At 72.3% G+C, this 17,358-nt stretch carries 17 protein-coding genes; 12 read left to right on the forward strand and 5 right to left on the reverse strand.

Annotation, left to right across the window (positions count from 1 at the left end; translation table 11 throughout):
• Positions 1–227 precede the first annotated feature (227 nt).
• The 5 genes from rpsA to OG702_RS27640 all read left to right on the forward strand — a co-directional run bounded on the left by rpsA (position 228) and on the right by OG702_RS27640 (position 5,117).
• Entirely contained in the window at positions 228–1,730 is a 1,503-nt protein-coding gene (gene rpsA, locus OG702_RS27620; protein WP_327291646.1) for a 30S ribosomal protein S1, read from the forward strand.
• A gap of 146 nt (positions 1,731–1,876) precedes the next feature.
• Positions 1,877–2,815: a PAC2 family protein gene (locus OG702_RS27625; RefSeq protein ID WP_327291647.1), complete on the forward strand. Its 939-nt coding sequence runs from the start codon at positions 1,877–1,879 to the stop codon at positions 2,813–2,815.
• Between the two features lie 38 nt (positions 2,816–2,853).
• Positions 2,854–3,480 carry a dephospho-CoA kinase gene (gene coaE / locus OG702_RS27630; RefSeq protein WP_327291648.1) on the forward strand — a complete coding sequence of 209 codons (627 nt, stop codon included), beginning with the start codon at positions 2,854–2,856 and terminating at the stop codon, positions 3,478–3,480.
• Positions 3,481–3,592: 112 nt separating this feature from the next.
• The gene (locus OG702_RS27635; RefSeq protein ID WP_327291649.1) at positions 3,593–3,955 is read left to right on the forward strand and encodes a tetratricopeptide repeat protein; all 363 of its coding nucleotides are present in this window, start codon (positions 3,593–3,595) and stop codon (positions 3,953–3,955) included.
• Between the two features lie 226 nt (positions 3,956–4,181).
• On the forward strand, positions 4,182–5,117 hold the full coding sequence (locus OG702_RS27640) for a slipin family protein (protein ID WP_327291650.1): 936 nt from the start codon (positions 4,182–4,184) through the stop codon (positions 5,115–5,117).
• 45 nt (positions 5,118–5,162) lie between these two features.
• Here OG702_RS27640 and OG702_RS27645 read toward each other — a convergent pair whose 3' ends face one another.
• On the reverse strand, positions 5,163–5,690 hold the full coding sequence (locus OG702_RS27645) for a methylated-DNA--[protein]-cysteine S-methyltransferase (protein ID WP_327291651.1): 528 nt from the start codon (positions 5,688–5,690) through the stop codon (positions 5,163–5,165).
• A 90-nt stretch (positions 5,691–5,780) separates the two neighbouring features.
• Between OG702_RS27645 and uvrB the strand changes: the two genes are divergently transcribed.
• The 5 genes from uvrB to OG702_RS27670 all read left to right on the forward strand — a co-directional run bounded on the left by uvrB (position 5,781) and on the right by OG702_RS27670 (position 12,702).
• Positions 5,781–7,874: an excinuclease ABC subunit UvrB gene (uvrB, locus tag OG702_RS27650; protein WP_327291652.1), complete on the forward strand. Its 2,094-nt coding sequence runs from the start codon at positions 5,781–5,783 to the stop codon at positions 7,872–7,874.
• Between the two features lie 109 nt (positions 7,875–7,983).
• Positions 7,984–8,562, forward strand: coding sequence for a TerD family protein (locus tag OG702_RS27655; protein WP_327291653.1), 579 nt, complete (start codon positions 7,984–7,986; stop codon positions 8,560–8,562).
• Positions 8,563–8,623: 61 nt separating this feature from the next.
• The gene (locus OG702_RS27660; protein ID WP_327291654.1) at positions 8,624–10,501 is read left to right on the forward strand and encodes a TerD family protein; all 1,878 of its coding nucleotides are present in this window, start codon (positions 8,624–8,626) and stop codon (positions 10,499–10,501) included.
• A gap of 86 nt (positions 10,502–10,587) precedes the next feature.
• Complete coding sequence (locus tag OG702_RS27665; protein WP_327291655.1) at positions 10,588–11,622, forward strand: TerC family protein; 1,035 nt, start codon at positions 10,588–10,590, stop codon at positions 11,620–11,622.
• 78 nt (positions 11,623–11,700) lie between these two features.
• On the forward strand, positions 11,701–12,702 hold the full coding sequence (locus OG702_RS27670) for a cytochrome c oxidase assembly protein (protein ID WP_327293400.1): 1,002 nt from the start codon (positions 11,701–11,703) through the stop codon (positions 12,700–12,702).
• A gap of 27 nt (positions 12,703–12,729) precedes the next feature.
• Here the strand turns inward: OG702_RS27670 and OG702_RS27675 are convergent, their stop codons facing one another.
• A complete protein-coding gene (locus tag OG702_RS27675; RefSeq protein ID WP_327291656.1) occupies positions 12,730–13,683 on the reverse strand; it encodes a helix-turn-helix transcriptional regulator in 954 nt (317 codons plus the stop codon).
• Positions 13,684–13,722: 39 nt separating this feature from the next.
• Between OG702_RS27675 and OG702_RS27680 the strand changes: the two genes are divergently transcribed.
• Both OG702_RS27680 and OG702_RS27685 read left to right on the forward strand, forming a co-directional pair.
• Positions 13,723–14,202 carry a hypothetical protein gene (locus OG702_RS27680; protein ID WP_327291657.1) on the forward strand — a complete coding sequence of 160 codons (480 nt, stop codon included), beginning with the start codon at positions 13,723–13,725 and terminating at the stop codon, positions 14,200–14,202.
• Positions 14,199–14,654 (forward strand): hypothetical protein, encoded by a 456-nt coding sequence (locus tag OG702_RS27685; RefSeq protein WP_327291658.1) that lies wholly within the window; start codon positions 14,199–14,201, stop codon positions 14,652–14,654. The genes OG702_RS27680 and OG702_RS27685 overlap by 4 nt, the downstream gene beginning before the upstream one ends.
• Positions 14,655–14,692: 38 nt before the next feature.
• Here OG702_RS27685 and OG702_RS27690 read toward each other — a convergent pair whose 3' ends face one another.
• The 3 genes from OG702_RS27690 to OG702_RS27700 all read right to left on the reverse strand — a co-directional run bounded on the left by OG702_RS27690 (position 14,693) and on the right by OG702_RS27700 (position 17,233).
• Positions 14,693–15,682 (reverse strand): zinc-binding dehydrogenase, encoded by a 990-nt coding sequence (locus OG702_RS27690; RefSeq protein ID WP_327293401.1) that lies wholly within the window; start codon positions 15,680–15,682, stop codon positions 14,693–14,695.
• Positions 15,683–15,836: 154 nt separating this feature from the next.
• Positions 15,837–16,493 (reverse strand): MBL fold metallo-hydrolase, encoded by a 657-nt coding sequence (locus tag OG702_RS27695; protein WP_327291659.1) that lies wholly within the window; start codon positions 16,491–16,493, stop codon positions 15,837–15,839.
• 5 nt (positions 16,494–16,498) lie between these two features.
• On the reverse strand, positions 16,499–17,233 hold the full coding sequence (locus OG702_RS27700) for a maleylpyruvate isomerase family mycothiol-dependent enzyme (RefSeq protein ID WP_327291660.1): 735 nt from the start codon (positions 17,231–17,233) through the stop codon (positions 16,499–16,501).
• Positions 17,234–17,358: the final 125 nt, after the last annotated feature.

Here is a 17,358-nt window from a genome sequence, read left to right on the forward strand (position 1 = left end):
TGGTTCGTTACGCGCCCGGTGCGGTCTTCGTGCATTGACCGTGCCCGGCTGCCCCCGTATGCTACAAGTTGCGCTGCGAGCCTGCGCGCCTCAGACGGAGCAGGCCACGCTCGAATCTGTTGCATGATCCCCACGGCCGTCGGCCGTCGGTATCGGGGCAGGATTGAAAAAGGCTCCAGGCGTAGCAGTACCTACGACTTACTGTCCGTACCGGAGTCCTTTCCCTAATGACGAGCAGCACCGAGGCCCCTCGTACCACCCCGCAGGTGGCGGTCAACGACATCGGCAACGAGGAAGCTTTCCTCGCCGCGATCGACGAGACGATCAAGTACTTCAACGACGGCGACATCGTCGACGGCGTCATCGTGAAGGTCGACCGGGACGAGGTCCTGCTCGACATCGGTTACAAGACCGAAGGTGTCATCCCCTCCCGCGAGCTCTCCATCAAGCACGACGTCGACCCCAACGAGGTCGTCGCCGTGGGCGATGAGATCGAGGCCCTGGTTCTCCAGAAGGAGGACAAGGAAGGCCGCCTGATCCTCTCGAAGAAGCGTGCGCAGTACGAGCGCGCTTGGGGCACGATCGAGAAGATCAAGGAAGAGGACGGCATCGTCACCGGTACCGTCATCGAGGTCGTCAAGGGCGGCCTCATCCTCGACATCGGCCTGCGCGGCTTCCTGCCCGCGTCGCTGGTCGAGATGCGGCGCGTGCGCGACCTGCAGCCCTACGTGGGCAAGGAGCTCGAAGCCAAGATCATCGAGCTGGACAAGAACCGCAACAACGTGGTCCTGTCCCGCCGTGCCTGGCTGGAGCAGACCCAGAGCGAGGTCCGCCAGACCTTCCTCACCACCCTGCAGAAGGGCCAGGTGCGCTCCGGCGTCGTCTCCTCCATCGTCAACTTCGGTGCGTTCGTGGACCTCGGCGGTGTCGACGGTCTGGTGCACGTCTCGGAGCTGTCCTGGAAGCACATCGACCACCCCTCCGAGGTGGTCGAGGTCGGCCAGGAGGTCACGGTCGAGGTCCTGGACGTCGACATGGACCGCGAGCGCGTCTCGCTGTCGCTGAAGGCGACCCAGGAAGACCCGTGGCAGCAGTTCGCCCGGACGCACCAGATCGGCCAGGTCGTGCCCGGCAAGGTCACCAAGCTCGTCCCGTTCGGTGCGTTCGTCCGCGTCGACGAGGGCATCGAGGGCCTGGTCCACATCTCCGAGCTGGCCGAGCGCCACGTGGAGATCCCGGAGCAGGTCGTCCAGGTCAACGACGAGATCTTCGTCAAGGTCATCGACATCGACCTGGAGCGGCGCCGGATCTCGCTGTCGCTCAAGCAGGCCAACGAGTCCTTCGGCAGCGACCCGGCCTCGGTCGAGTTCGACCCGACGCTCTACGGCATGGCCGCGTCGTACGACGACCAGGGGAACTACATCTACCCCGAGGGCTTCGACCCCGAGACCAACGACTGGCTCGAGGGCTACGACAAGCAGCGCGAGGAGTGGGAAGGCCAGTACGCCACGGCCCAGACCCGCTTCGAGCAGCACCAGGCCCAGGTCATCAAGTCCCGCGAGGCCGACGAGCAGGCGGCGGCCGAAGCCGGCTCCGCGGCTCCGGCTCCCGGCGGCACGGGCACCGGCGGCGGTTCGTACTCCTCGGAGTCCGACGACACCTCCGGCGCGCTGGCCTCCGACGAGGCCCTTGCGGCCCTGCGCGAGAAGCTGGCCGGCGGCCAGAGCTGACCGCTGACCGCAGCCGTCGCGGCCCCGCCCCCCTCTCCGGGGAGCGGGGCCGCGTTGTGTGCCGCGGCCGGGTCCGCCGGGCCGGGGCGGGAATGGCGGGCCCGGGTTGTTCGTTGTGGTGACAGAGAACGAGGAGGACGATCATCGTGCTGGATCCGCAAGGGCTGTACGAGTACGTGCCGGGCGGGGCCGAGGCCGTGGACGAAGCGGTCGGGGACGCGGGGCCCGTACTGCTGTACCACTTCGAGGGGTTCATGGACGCCGGTGAGACCGGTGAACAGATCAGCCAGCAGCTGCTCGACCGGCTCGACAACCAGCTCGTCGCGCGCTTCGACGCCGACCGGCTGGTGGACTACCGGGCCCGCCGCCCGCTGATGACCTTCGAACGCGACCACTGGACGTCATACGAGGCGCCGGAGATCGACCTCTACCTGGTGCGCGACACCACCGGCACCCCGTTCCTGCTGCTCACCGGCTCGGAACCGGACGTGGAGTGGGAGCGCTTCGCCACCGCGGTGCTGCAGGTCATCGAACGCCTCGGTGTCCGGCTCGCCATCAACTTCCACGGCATCCCGATGGGTGTCCCGCACACCCGCCCAGTCGGGCTCACCCCGCACGGCAACCGGGTCGATCTGATGCCGGGTCACCGTGCCTGGTTCGACGAGGCCCAGGTGCCGGGCAGCGCGTCCGCGCTGGTCGAGCTGCGGCTGGCCGAGGCCGGCCGCGACGTGCTCGGTGTCGCCGCGCACGTGCCGCACTACCTGGCGCGCTCCCCGTATCCGGACGCCGCGCTGGCCGTCCTGGAGGCGATCACCGCCGCCACCGGCCTGGTGCTGCCGGAGATCGCCCACGCCCTGCGCAACGAGGCACACACCGTGCGGGTCGAGATCGACCGGCAGGTCGCCGAGGGGGACGGCGAGCTGGTGTCCGTGGTGCGCGGCCTGGAGAGCCAGTACGACGCGGTCGCCGGGGCGCAGTCCCGCGACAGCCTGATCGCCGAGCCCGTCGACCTGCCCTCGGCCGACGACCTCGCGGCGGAGTTCGAGCGCTTCCTCGCCGACCGGGAGGACGACGGCGGCCGCTGAGCGGATCGCCCGGCAGGCCGCTGGGTAGGCTGGCGGCCATGCTGACTGTGGGTCTGACCGGCGGTATCGGGGCCGGCAAGAGCGAGGTGGCGCGGCTGCTCGCGTCCTACGGGGCGGTCCTGGTCGACTCCGACCGGATCGCCCGCGAGGTGGTGGCGCCCGGCACCGAGGGGCTCGCCGCGGTGGTCGCCGAGTTCGGCACCGAGGTGCTGGCCCCGGACGGATCGCTTGACCGGCCGAGGCTCGGCGCGGTCGTCTTCGCCGACGAGGACCGCCGCAAGGCGCTCAACGCGATCGTGCACCCGCTGGTCGGCGCCCGCGCCGCGGAGCTGCAGCGGTCCGCAGGGCCCGACGCGATCGTGCTGCACGACGTCCCGCTGCTTACCGAGAACGGCCTGGCCCCGGCCTACGACCTGGTCGTGGTGGTCGACGTCGACCCCGGCACCCAGCTCGACCGGCTGGTACGGGTCCGCGGCATGACCGAGGACGACGCCCGCGCCCGGATGGCCGCCCAGGCGAGCAGGGCCGAGCGGCTGGCGGTCGCCGACCTGGTGATCGACAACGAAGGGCCGCTGGACGCGCTGGAGACGCAGGTGCGCGCGGTGTGGGAGCGGCTGCGGGAGCGGGCGGGCACACCGGGCGACGCGCAGGGCGACGGGGTGTGACCGGATCCGCCGGAGTGGGCCGTACGTGGGGAATGCGGTTGCCGACCGATGTGTTGGGTATGTCTGACCAGACGATCATTCGTCCCCGTGCCCCGATGTCAGGGAGGCGGATTTGCCCGAGCGCACACCCGAGACCGATGTCATCGACTTCCGCGCCGCCGAGCAGCTGCTCGCCGCGCGCGATCCGCGTGGTGCCGTGAAGCTGCTCGACCCGGTGATCGCGACGCACCCGGACAACACCGCGGCCCGCCTGCTGCGGGCCCGTGCGTTCTTCCTGGCCGCGCAACTGCGGCCCGCGGAGCTGGAGTTCCAGATCGTGCTGGAACGCGAGCCGGACAACGCGTTCGCCCACTTCGCGCTCGGGCGCACCCTGGAGCGAGCCGGCCGGGCGGACGAGGCCAAGCGGCACTTCCGGCTGGCCGCCGCCCTCGACCCGCGCCCGGACTACCTCGCCGCGGCCCGCTTCGACGACTAGGTCGTGCCAGACACCGCGGCCCAGGCGGGATTGTCAGACACGGCCCAGGGGTCGGGCCGGCCACCGGACCTGGAGCGTCGCTCCGGCCCGGCGGGAGCGGCCCACCGGGCGACCGGTCCCGCCTGCCGACGGCTCGTCAAACTCCTGTCAAGAAAGCGCCCCCCGATGATGCGTCGGGCGGGCGCTGCCGTTATCTTCACACCCTTGACCGAGGGGAGCGGGGGACATGGAAGCCATCGTGGTGCTGCTCGTCGTGGCAGCGGTGATCGGCCTGATAGGGCTGATGAGCAGCGTCCGGGTCGTCAAGCAGTACGAGCGCGGCGTCGTCTACCGCTTCGGCCGGGTCAACGCGCTGCCCAAGGAACCCGGGCCGCGGCTGCTACTGCCCTTCGTCGACCGGATGACCAAGGTCAACATGCAGGTCGTCACCATGCCGGTGCCCTCGCAGGAGGGCATCACTCGCGACAACGTCTCGGTCCGGGTGGACGCGGTGCTCTACTTCCGGGTGGTCGACCCGGTCCGGGCGACCGTGGACGTGCAGAACTACCAGTTCGCGATGCTCCAGGTCGCGCAGACCTCGCTGCGCTCGATCATCGGCAAGAGCGACCTGGACGACCTGCTGTCCGGGCGGGAGAAGCTGCACGAGGGCCTGGAGCTGATGCTGTCCACGCCCGCCACCGGCTGGGGCGTGCACATCGACCGGGTCGAGATCAAGGACGTCGCGCTGCCGGAGTCCATGAAGCGCTCGATGGCACGGCAGGCCGAGGCCGACCGCGAGCGGCGGGCCAGGATCATCACCGCCGACGGCGAGCTCCAGGCCTCGCACAAGCTCTCCGAGGCGGCCAGGACCATGGACGCCAATCCGGCGGCGCTGCAGCTGCGCATGCTGCAGACCGTGGTGGAGGTCGCAGCCGAGAAGAACTCGACGCTGGTGCTGCCCTTCCCCGTGGAGCTGCTGCGCTTCTTCGACCGCGCCGCCGCGGGCTCGGGCGCGGCCGCGCCGGCCGCGCCCGCCGCCGTCGAGGAGCAGCCCGCCGGCACCGAGGTCACGCCGGCCCCGTCCGGGCCGGCACCGGCCGAGGTCGAGCAGGCCGGCCGCAGCGAGCTGCCGGGGCCGGTGCCGCCGCTGCAGATCCCCGACCCGAGGACGTCCGAGGACTGACCGCGCCGCCCCGCCGCCCTGCCGGGGCCCCGGGGCCGTCGCCGCTCAGAAGAGCGGCGCGGGCAGCACGCCCTCCAGTGCCAGCAGCGTCCGCTTGATCTCCAGGCCGCCGCCGAAGCCGCCTATGCCGCCGCCGCTCTCGATCACCCGGTGGCAGGGCACCACCACCGGCAGCGGGTTCGCACCCATGGCGCCGCCCACCGCGCGGGCCGCGTCCGGCTCGCCGACCCGGTCGGCGAGGTCCTGATAGCCGACCACCGTGCCGTACGGCACGCCCTCGGCCAGCTCGCGCAGCACCCGGCGCTGGAAGCCGGTGATCAGCGACCAGTCCAGCGGCAGGTCGAAATCCTTCAGGGTGCCCGCGAAGTAGCCGTCGAGCTGGGCGGTCACCGGCGCCAGGGAGGCGGCGTCCTCCACCGGCGCGCAGCCCAGCCGCCGCCCGACGGCGGCGACCGCCCGTGCGGCGGTCTCCTGGTCGGCCCGGAAGGCGACGAGGACCAGCCCCTCCTCGGTGGCCGCGAGCAGCAGCGGCCCGATGGGGGCGTCGTAGCGGGTCCAGGCGAGACTGGTCATGCCGGTCAGCGTAGGGGGAGGGTCCGACAACGGGCCGGGCGCGGAGCCGGGGCCCGGCCGATTGTCGGTGGGTCGTCGTACGGTTGTGACATGCGGCCCGTATCAGACATCGAACGCACTGTGGCGCCTTTTGAGGTCGTCAGTCCCTTTCAGCCCAGCGGTGACCAGCCCACCGCCATCGACGACCTGGAGCGGCGTATCCGCGCGGGCGAGCAGGACGTGGTGCTGCTGGGCGCCACCGGCACCGGCAAGTCGGCCACCACGGCCTGGATGATCGAGCGGCTGCAGCGCCCCACCCTGGTGATGGCGCCGAACAAGACCCTCGCGGCACAGCTGGCCAACGAATTCCGCGAGCTGCTGCCGAACAACGCGGTCGAGTACTTCGTCTCGTACTACGACTACTACCAGCCCGAGGCGTACGTCCCGCAGACCGACACCTACATCGAGAAGGACTCCTCGATCAACGAGGAGGTGGAGCGGCTCCGGCACTCCGCCACGAATTCCCTGCTGACCAGGCGCGACGTCGTCGTGGTCGCCTCGGTGTCCTGCATCTACGGCCTGGGCACCCCGCAGGAGTACATCGACCGGATGGTGCGCCTCAAGGTCGGCGACGTGATCGACCGCGACCAGCTGCTGCGCCGCTTCGTGGACATCCAGTACACGCGCAACGACATGGCGTTCACCCGCGGCACCTTCCGGGTGCGCGGCGACACCATCGAGATCTTCCCGGTGTACGAGCAGCTGGCCGTGCGGATCGAGATGTTCGGCGACGAGATCGAGGCGCTGTACACGCTGCACCCGCTGACCGGCGAGGTCATCACCGAGGACGAGCAGATCTACGTCTTCCCCGCCACCCACTACGTGGCGGGCCCCGAACGGATGGAACGCGCCATCGCCGGCATCGAGAACGAGCTGGATGGCCAGCTCGCGCAGATGGAGAAGCAGGGCAAGCTGCTGGAGGCCCAGCGGCTGCGGATGCGCACCACCTACGACGTCGAGATGATGCGGCAGATCGGCAGCTGCTCCGGCATCGAGAACTACTCGCGGCACATCGACGGCCGCGTGCAGGGCAGCGCCCCGGACACCCTCATCGACTACTTCCCCGAGGACTTCCTGCTGGTGGTGGACGAGTCGCATGTCACCGTGCCGCAGATCGGCGCGATGTACGAAGGCGACGCGTCCCGCAAGCGCACCCTGGTCGACCACGGCTTCCGGCTGCCGTCCGCGCTGGACAACCGGCCGCTGAAGTGGGAGGAGTTCCTGACCAGGGTCGGCCAGACGGTCTACCTGTCGGCGACCCCCGGCCCCTACGAGCTGTCCCGCGGCGACGGCGTGGTCGAGCAGATCATCCGCCCGACCGGTCTGATCGATCCGGAGGTCGTGGTCAAGCCCACCGAGGGCCAGATCGACGACCTGGTGCACGAGATCAGGCTGCGCACCGAGAAGGACGAGCGGGTGCTGGTCACCACGCTGACCAAGAAGATGTCCGAGGACCTGACGGACTACCTGCTGGAGCTGGGCATCCAGGTCCGCTATCTGCACAGCGACATCGACACCCTGCGCCGGGTCGAGCTGCTGCAGGAGCTGCGGGCCGGCGAGTACGACGTGCTGGTCGGCATCAACCTGCTGCGCGAGGGCCTCGACCTGCCCGAGGTGTCGCTGGTGGCGATCCTGGACGCCGACAAGGAGGGCTTCCTGCGGTCAGGCACCTCGCTGATCCAGACCATCGGCCGCGCGGCGCGCAACGTGTCGGGCCAGGTGCACATGTACGCCGACCGGATCACCCCCGGTATGGAGCGGGCGATCGACGAGACCAACCGCCGCCGCGAGAAGCAGATCGCCTACAACACCGAGCGTGGCGTCGATCCGCAGCCGCTGCGCAAGAAGATCGCCGGCATCCTCGACTCCTTCGCCCGCGAGGACGCCGACACCGAGGAGCTGCTCGGCTCCGGGCGGCAGCGCTCGCGCGGCAAGGCGCCGGTGCCCGGTCTGTCGGCGAAGCCCGGCAAGCGCACCGGGGGAGCGCTGCCCGCCGAGGAGCTGGCCGACCTGATCGGGCAGCTCACCGACCAGATGCACGCGGCGGCGGCGGAGCTGCAGTTCGAGGTGGCCGCCCGGATCCGGGACGAACTGGGGGACCTGAAGAAGGAGTTGCGCCAGATGCGGGATGCTGGAATGGCTTGACCCCGGCGTAAATCGCCACCGGACGAACCAGGCTACGGCCGGCCCGCGTCTTGTTAGTGTGCGGGGCAGCAACCGCACACATCGGGTGACGGGTGAGAGGGGCAAGCGCGTGACGGTCAACATGACCAAGGGCCAGAAGATCAGCCTGAGCAAGGCCGACGGAGGCTCGTTGACGGCAGTCAGGATGGGGCTGGGCTGGAAGGCGGCGCCGCGCCGCGGTCTGTTCGGCAGCCGCACCAGGGAGATCGACCTGGACGCCTCCGCAGTGCTCTTCGCCGACAAGCAGCCGGTCGACGTGGTCTTCTTCCGCCACCTGACCAGCGACGACGGCTCCGTCCGGCACACCGGCGACAACCTGGTCGGCGGCGTCGGCCAGGGCGGCGACGACGAGTCGATCATCGTCGACCTGTCCCGGGTCCCGGTGCACGTCGACCAGATCGTCTTCACCGTCAACTCCTTCACCGGCCAGACCTTCGCCGAGGTGGAGAACGCGTTCTGCCGGCTGGTGGACGAGACCAGCGGCCTGGAGCTGGCCCGTTACACGCTGACCGGCGGCGGCGCGTACACCGCGCAGATCATGGCGAAGGTGCAGCGCGGGACGACCGGCTGGTCGATGACGGCGATCGGCACCCCGGCCAACGGCCGGACGTTCCAGGACCTGATCCCGGCCATACTTCCCGCGCTCTGACGCCGGGTCCGGCCGGAGGGCCGGAGCAGTTCACCTACACAGGAAGACGGGGGCGGCGGACATGACGGCCGAACTGGTCCGGGGGCAGAATCATCCGCTGCCAGGCAACCGGCTGGAGATCCGGGTGTCGGCGGGCACACCGGTGGTGGCCGCGGTCACCCTGGGGGACGAGGCGGGCCGGGTCGTCGGCGACGGGGACTGGCTCGCCCACCCCGGCGAACCCCAGCTCGCCGGGGTCGAGGTGCCGCGGCAGGCCGCCGCGGAGCACCGGCTCGCGGTGGATCTGGGCGCGATGCCGCCGGCGGTGCACCGGGTGCACGTGCTGCTCGCGCTGCCCGGCGCCGCGGCCCGCCCGGGCGCGCCGGCCGACTTCGGCGCCGCCCCTGTCCCCCGGCTCACCGTCACCACGCCGGACGGCACCGGCATCGCCGGTTTCACCATCACCGGGCTCGGCGCCGAGACCGCGCTGCTGGCCGTCGAGCTCTACCGCCGCCAGTCCGCCTGGAAGGTCCGCGCGGTCGGCCAGGGCTACGGCGGCGGCCTGCCCGCGCTGTTCCTCGACCAGGGCGTGCCCGACCCGGCGGGCGCGGCCGAGGCGATCCACACGGCGGTGGGCCACGAGCAGGCCCGCTCCGTCGACCTGCCCGCCCCGCCGACCTCCGCCGGGCGCCCCGCCGACCGCACCGCGGGTGGCGGCTCGCCGCCGTCCGGCACCACCGGGCCGGTCGACTACCGCCACCCGCGGCGGCGCACGGCGCCCGCGCGCCCCGGCCTGGTGCCGCCGCCGCGGGAGGCCGGTCCTGTGCCGCCGACGCCGCCGCAGCAGCCCGCGGACGCGCCGCGGGTGCCGGTGGCCGGGGACGCGGCCGGGCGCTCCATGGAGGAGCGGCTGTACAACCAGGTCTGGGGCATGTTCGAGGACCTGTCGCGGTCGGTGGCCGCGTATCGCAGCGCCGCCGACTTCGCCGAGTCGCGGTTCGAGCAGGAGCTGGACCGGCTGCTCGCCGATCCGCGCACCCGGGGCGGCCCCGCGGCGGAGGCCGCCCGCGACGCGGCCCAGGGCAAGCAGGCCGCGCTGGTCGACCAGGCCAGGGCGGTGCTCGACCGGGACCTGGCGCAGCTCGTTGCGGAGGCCGAGGCCGTCGAGCCGGCGCTGCCGCCGGAGTTCGCCGGCTGGGAGAATCCGGTGTGGCACGGCTACCGGGTGCCGGGCCGGCTGCCGCTGGCGGTACGCCTGGGCAGCCTGTGCCTGCCGGAGGTGCCCGAGCTGCGCATCCCGCTGCTCAGCCGGCTCCCGCTGGAGCGCGGGCTGTGGATGGACAGCGCGGAGGACCGCCGGGCGGCCATGGAGGCCGCGGTGGCGATAGCCGCCAGGCTGCTCGCCTCGCACCCGGTGGGCGCCTTCGCGGTGCACGCCCTGGACCCGGCGGGCTCGGGCGCGACCGCGCTGGCCCCGCTGCATGCCGGCGGCGCCCTGGTGCTGCCGCCGCCCGCGGCCGGCGCGGCCGGGGTCAGCGATCTGCTGAGCCGGCTGACCGACCGCGTCGACCTGATCCAGATGGCCAGGCGCGGCGGCGCGGCCGACGACCTGCCGCCGGGCTTCGACACCGCCGAGCAGCTGCTGATCGTCAACGAGTTCCCGTACGGCTTCGACGACCGCTCGGTCAACCAGCTGCGCTATCTCGCCGACGAGGGCCCCTCGGCGGGGGTGCATCTGCTGGTGGTGGCCGACCGGGAGGACGCGGCGGCCTACGGCCCGGTGCTCGACCCGCTGTGGCGCTCGCTGCTGCGGCTGACCCCGCTGCCCAGCGACCATCTGGCCGACCCGTGGGTCGGGCACGCCTGGACCTACGAGCCGCCGCTGGTGCCGCCCGGCAGCCGGATCCTCACCGACGTGCTCAGGCAGCTCGCTGCGGCACGCCCGGCGTACGGCACCTGACCTGCACCTTTGGAATTACCTTTACCAATTCTTGGTTATTCGTGTACGGTTCTTTGACCGAGTCATTTCGACCCGCCGGAGGACCTGTGGACGTCTCCCTCGCCCTCTGGGTGCTGACCATCGCCGGGCTGTGCGCGCTGATCGGCGCGGACTTCCTGGTCGGCCGCACCCCGCACGACGTGTCCGTCCGGGAGGCGGGCCTGTGGACCGCCGTCTGGGTGGTGCTGGCCGGACTCTTCGGCCTCGGCCTGCTGCTCTTCTCCGGCGGACAGCCCGCGGGTGAGTTCTTCGCGGGCTACATCACCGAGAAGTCGCTCAGCGTCGACAATCTCTTCGTCTTCGTCCTGATCATGGGCAAGTTCGCGGTGCCCTCGCACTACCAGCAGCGCGTGCTGCTGGTCGGCGTGCTGATAGCGCTGGTGCTGCGCGCGGTCTTCATCGCCGCGGGCGCCACGATCGTGGCCAGCTTCTCCTGGGTGTTCTTCATCTTCGGCGCCTTCCTGGTCTGGACGGCGTGGAAGCTGATCAAGGAAGCCCGCACCGAGCAGGAGGAGAATCCGGAGTTCGAGGAGAACCGGCTGCTCAAGGCCGTCGAGAAGCGGGTGCCCGCCACCGACCGCTACCACGGCACCCGGCTGTTCGTCACCGAGAACGGCAAGCGGCTGATGACCCCGATGCTGGTGGTGATGCTGGCCATCGGCACCACCGACGTGCTCTTCGCGCTGGACTCCATCCCGGCGATCTTCGGCCTCACCCAGGATCCGTACATCGTCTTCACGGCCAACGCCTTCGCTCTGATGGGCCTGCGCCAGCTGTACTTCCTGATCGGCGGGCTGCTCAGGAAGCTGGTCCACCTGTCCTACGGCCTGTCGGTGATCCTCGGCTTCATCGGCGTCAAGCTGGTGCTGCACGCGCTGCACGAGGCGGGCGTCCACGTCCCGGAGATCTCCATCCCGGTCTCGCTCGGCGTCATCGTCACCGTCCTCGCCGTCACCACCGCCACCAGCCTGTGGGCCGTCCGCGGCGCCGAACCCGCCGCCGACGGCAACCCGCGGGACGGGCACGGTCCAGGCGGCCGGGACACGCCGAGCGATGCGCCCGACCAGCACATAGACGCCTGACCTCCCCCTGAGCGCCGCGCACCGCCCGCCGGGGTCTACGGTGGCCACGTTGCGGACGGAAGACGTGGAAAGGCGCGGATTGTGGCGAGCCCCCAGGCCCTCCCCGAGCTGACCGGAGCCAGGTATCTCGACGCCTGGCAGCTCGACACGGTGGCCCTCGCGGCCGTCCTGCTGCTCGGCCTCGGCTACGCCTACGGAGTACGCCGCAGGCGGCGCGCGGGGGAGCGGTGGCCGCTGTGGCGTACCGCCGCCTTCTACCTGCTGGGCCTGGGCACCCTGGTGGTCGCCACGATGTCCTCGCTCGCGGTCTACGACCGGGTGCTCTTCTGGCCCGCGGCGGTCCAGAACATCCTGCTCGACCTCTTCGCCCCGCTCGGGCTCGCCCTGGGCGACCCGCTGGGGCTCGCCGACCCGGACGGACGGCTGCACCGGGCCTTCACCTCCCGCCCGGTGCGCGCGCTGACCTACCCGCTGGTCAGCTCGCTGCTGGTGCTCGTCTCCGAGCTGACCATCTACTTCACGCCCTACTTCGCCACCGCGCTGGCCGATCCGGCGGTCCGCCAGCTGATGCACCTGCAACTGCTGCTCACCGGCAGCCTGTTCGTGCTGCCGATGCTCAGCAGGCAGGAGCTGCTGCCGCGCTGGTGCACCCACCCGGTGCGGGCGGCGCTGGTCTTCCTCGACGGGCTGTTCGATTCGGTGCCCGGCATCGTGGTGATGACCAGCGGCACGCTGGTGGCGGGCCACTGGTACACCGACCACCCCCGCGGCTGGGGGCCGAGCGTGCACCACGACCAGATGCTCGGCGGCGGGCTGATGCTGACGCTGGCCGAACTGGTCGGACTGCCCTTCGTCCTGCTGGTCTTCATGGAGTGGTGGCGGGCCGAACGTGGCAAGACCGCCGAGCTGGACGCCCGGCTCGACCGCGAGGAGCTGGCGGCGGTCACACCGGCCCCCGGTCCCGCTGCGGCGGCGGCGCCGGCCGCGGTGCCCGCCGTGCCCGCCGTGCCCGGGATGACCCGGCCCTGGTGGGAGACCGACCAGGGCGAGGTCGGCGAGCGGATGCGCCGGGGCCGCTGACCCGAGCCGGCTGCCGCGACCGGCGGGTCAGTCCCGGTAGGCCGCCGCGAGCGCGCGGACGGTGGCGGCGAGCCGGTCCCGCAGTTCGCGCGGGGCCAGCACCTCCGCCCCGGCGCCCAGCGACAGGAAGAACGCGTGCGCCTGCTCCAGGGACTCGGTCGGCAGCGTGGCCCGGGTCCAGCCGTCCGGCTCGGCCGTGCCGGTCGCCGCCAGCGCCCGTGCGGCAGGCCCGGTCAGCCGCGCCGCGGCCGGCGGCGAGAGCCGTACCACCGCCTCGCCGTGGTGCAGCCGGGCGTGGAAGTCCGCCTGGTAGCGCCGCCAGTGCTCCGCCAGGTCGAAGTCGGCGGGCACCTCGAAGCGCTCGTCGCCCGCGGCCAGCCGCAGGATCTGGTCCACCCGGTAGGTGCGCGGTCCCGGAGCGGCCACCGCGTACCAGCGGCCCGCCTTGAGCACCAGACCGTACGGTTCGAGCCGCCGGTCGACGTCGGTCGGCTCCTTCCAGCGGCGGTAGCGCACCTGGAGGACCCTGCCGTGCCACACCGCGTCGGCGACCTGCGGCAGGAAGGGCACCTCGGTGTCCGCGGCGTACCAGCCGGGCGCGTCCAGGTGGAAGCGGGTGCGCATCCGGTCGGCCTGCTCGCGCAGCTCGGGCGGCAGCGCGGCCCGCAACTTGAGCTGCGCGGCGGCCAGCGCGGGACCCAGGCCCAGCTCCGCGGCCGGCCCCGGCACGCCCGCCAGGAACAGCGCCTCGGCCTCGCCGGCGTTCAGCCCGGTCAGCCGGGTGCGGTAGCCCGCGAGCAGCTGGTAGCCGCCGCGGTGCCCGGCATCGCCGTACAGCGGCACGCCGGCCGCGTGCAGCGACTCCACGTCCCGGTAGACCGTCCGCGGCGACACGTCGAGCTCCGCCGCCAGCTCGGCGGCGGTCATCCGGCCTCGGGTCTGGGGCAGCAGCAGGATCGACAGCAGGCGGCTGGACTTCACTGACACAAGGTGTCAGTGGAGCGGCCGTACGGTCCAGCCATGGCTTTCCGCGAGAGGTTCCTCACGGTGCCGCCGCCCATCGAGGTCGCGGGCCGGCACGTCAAGCGCTACCACGTCACCGCCGACCCGGCGGGCATCGCGCCGGACGTGGAGAAGGCGGCGTACGCGATGCTGCCTGGCCTGCTGCCGGCGGACGACGGCACGCCGGGCGCGGCCTTCGCCGTCCTCCACAGGGGAGCGGACGACGGGGCGTATCTCAACGCCTACACCTGGGCCTGGGACAACGCGCTGCACTTCGCGGCGGCCGTGGCGGGGCAGCCCTTCCTGGGCTGCCCCGACCAGGACCCGACGCATTTCGTCCGGCTCGAAGGGCGGCTGATCGGCTGCGTCTGGGAACTGCCGCCGATCCTGCACGAGCGGGACGCCTGGGTCCGCCACGTCCTCGCCCCCGACCGGCCCGACCTGGCCGGCTATCTCGACGACTCGCTGCCCGCGGGCAGTACCGGAGACCGCGGATGAACGACTTCGACTTCCTCACCGGCAGCTGGGACGTCGCCAACCACCGGCGCACCGCCTTCCTCGACCCTGGCAGCCGCTGGGAGGACTTCCCCGGCGTCAGCACCGCCTCACGGCACTTCGACGGCGGCGCGAACTTCGACGAGATCGCCTTCCCCACCAAGGGCACCGCAGGACTGACGCTGCGGTTGTACGACCCGGCCCGCGACCTGTGGTCGCTCTACTGGTCGAGCAGCAGCACCGGCCTGCTCTTCCCGCCGGTGACCGGCCGCTTCACCGGCGGCACGGGCGTCTTCCACGGTGAGGACACCCACGAGGGCACGCCCGTCACGGCCCGCTTCCTCTGGTCGGACATCACCAAGGACTCCGCCCGCTGGGAGCAGGCCTTCTCGGCGGACGGCGGCGAGACCTGGCTGACCAACTGGGTCATGGAGCTCACCCGGCGGAGGGCTTAGGCCGTGCCAGGCGCCGCGGGCCAGGCGGGATTCGTCTTCTAGCGGCCCTCGTGCCGGACGCGGACGACGAGCTTGCCGGTGGCGCGGTCGTGCTCCATGTCGTCGTGCGCCTGCTTGACCTGCTCCAGGCCGTCGTAGACGCGGTCCACCGGGAAGGCCAGCCGGCCGGCCGCGACCGCGTCGAGGATCTCCTGGAAGGCCTCGCGGGGCAGGTCGGCGGCGTCGCCGAAGTAGCCCGCAAGGCGCACGCCCCTGGGCAGGTACTCGTTCGGCGAGAAGTCCCGCACCGTCCACTGGTTCGACAGGCTGCCGCCGAAGCAGCCGGTGCCGTGCACTCGGACCGACCGCAGCGTGTCGGGCAGGGTCGGCGTGCCGACCAGGTCGAGGGCGGCGTCGACGCCGTCCGGGTACAGCTCGCGCACGGCGGGGGCGACCTCGCCGGTGTCCAGCAGGGGGTGGTCGACGCCGTGCTCCTTCAGCGACGCCAGGCGGTCCGCCCGCCGGGTGGTGGCCAGCACCGTGGCGCCGCGCCAGCCGGCCAGCGCGGCGGCCGCCAGGCCCACCGAGGAGGTGCCGCCGCGGATCAGCAGGGACTGGCCGGGCTGCAGGTCCAGGCCCACGGTGAGCGAGCCGTAGGCGGTCTGCACCATCTCCGGCAGCGCGCCGAGCACCTCCCAGGGCAGGCCGGTGTCGACCGGGATGACCTGGGACAGCGGCACCGACGTGTACTCGGCGTAGCCGCCGTCGTAGGTGCGCCCCATGTCGCCCATCATCGCGACGACCTTCTGCCCGGTGACCAGCCCGCTGCCCGCGGGGGCCGCGTCGACGGTGCCGGCGGCCTCGATACCGGGCACCCGGGGGAAGCTGACGCCCTCGCTCACCCCGAGCCGGAGCTTCAGTTCCGAGCGGTTGAGGCCGAACGCCTCGACGCGGATGCGCACCCAGCCGTCCCGCTCGGGCGGCAGCGGGAGCGTGGTCAGCCGCAGGTTGTCCACGGGGCCGGGTGCGGAGAGCCGGACGGCGCGCATGGTGGTCGGTGAGGGCACGGGGGACCTGCCTTCTTCGCGGGGTCGGAGCGTCGGTCGGCGTCAACCCGCCGCCACCGAGGCTACATTCCCGGCCGGCCCCGGAACCGCGTCGCCCGGGGCCCCGCCCGGCCGGCGGACGCCCCGGTCCGGGTCGTCACCAGCCGCGCTTGCGCCACTCGGCCAGGTGCGGGCGCTCGGCACCCAGCGTGGTGTCGTCGCCGTGGCCCGGGTACACCCAGGCCTCGTCGGGCAGCGGGTCGAAGAGCCTGGTGGTCACGCCGTCCAGCAGCGACACGAAGGCGGCCGGGTCGTCGTGGGTGTTGCCGACCCCCCCGGGGAAGAGGCAGTCGCCGGTGAAGACGTGCGGGTGGCCGTGCGGGTCGTCGTAGACCAGCGCGATGCTGCCCGGGGTGTGGCCGACCAGGTGGCGGGCGGTGAGGGTGATCCGGCCGACCTCGACGGTGCCGAGGTCGTCGACCGGCACGTCGGTGCGGACCGGGATGCCGTCCACGTCGTCGCGGCCCGCGTAGGTACGGGCGCCGGTCGCGTCGACCACCGCGCGCAGCGCCTGCCAGTGGTCGCCGTGCCGGTGGGTGGTGACCACCGAGGTCAGGCCGTCGGCCCCGACCAGGTCGAGCAGCGTCTCCGGCTCCTCCGCCGCGTCGATGAGCAGCTGCTCACCGGTGGCGCGGCAGCGCAGCAGATACGCGTTGTTGTTCATCGGGCCGACCGCGACCTTGCTGATGATCAGATCGCTGAGTTCGTGCACATCGGGGGCCCCGCCCACCGTCACCTGTCCGCTGTACGCCATGGGCGTCAGCCTAGCGGCGGGAGTACCGGCAGCGGGCGCCCCGCCGGCTCGACGTCCAGCCCGTCACCGCTGCCGCGGCCGCTGAGCCAGGCCAGCAGCGCGCGCGACGGGCCGGAGACGGTCAGCTCGGGCTCCGCGGCTGCGCCCAGGTCCCAGGTGGTGCCGGAGCCGGTGTCGCGCAGCCGCACGGGGGCGACGCCCTCGTGGGCGGTCAGCCCGTCCACGACCCAGGCCAGCTCGCGGTCGGCGAAGCCGGCCGGCAGGTCGTCGGCGGTGTGTCCGGCGTCCAGGTCGACCAGGTGCAGCCGCACCTCGATCAGCCGCCGCCAGGGGATCTCGGCGGCGGCGATCACCCGGCCCGAGCGCATCGCGACCTGGGTCGCCCAGGCGGCCGGCGGCAGCGCCGCTACGGCCGCGGCGAAGCGGTCGGCGGACTCCCGCAGGTCGGCGAGGTGCTCGGCCGGCGTGCGGCCCGCGCCCGCTTCGATGTCGCGGTCGCGGGCGGCCGGGTCGGCGTACATCGGGGTCTCCTCGCCGGTCTCCGCCCAGGTCAGCAGATTGCCCAGGGCGTCGGCGTTGCGCGCCACGTGGCACAGCACGTGCCCGCGGCTCCAGCCGGGCAGCAGGGAGGGCCCCGCGAGGTCCTCAGCCGACAGCTTGGCCGCGGCGTCGAGCAGCTGCTCGGTCGCCTCCGCCACGTCGGCCGCATCGCGATCGGGATCGGGTCGTTGGACGGTCACGGGCGCTCCCGGTGGGATCGGCGGGGGTACGGCTTCAGGTTTCCGTATGCCCGCCGGTACGGACAGCGATGCGCACCACCCGATCGGGTGATCCTGGCAGCCGGATCCGGTAAATCGAATGCACG

The sequence above is a fragment of the Streptomyces sp. NBC_01198 genome (assembly GCF_036010485.1).
Lineage (GTDB): Bacteria > Actinomycetota > Actinomycetes > Streptomycetales > Streptomycetaceae > Actinacidiphila.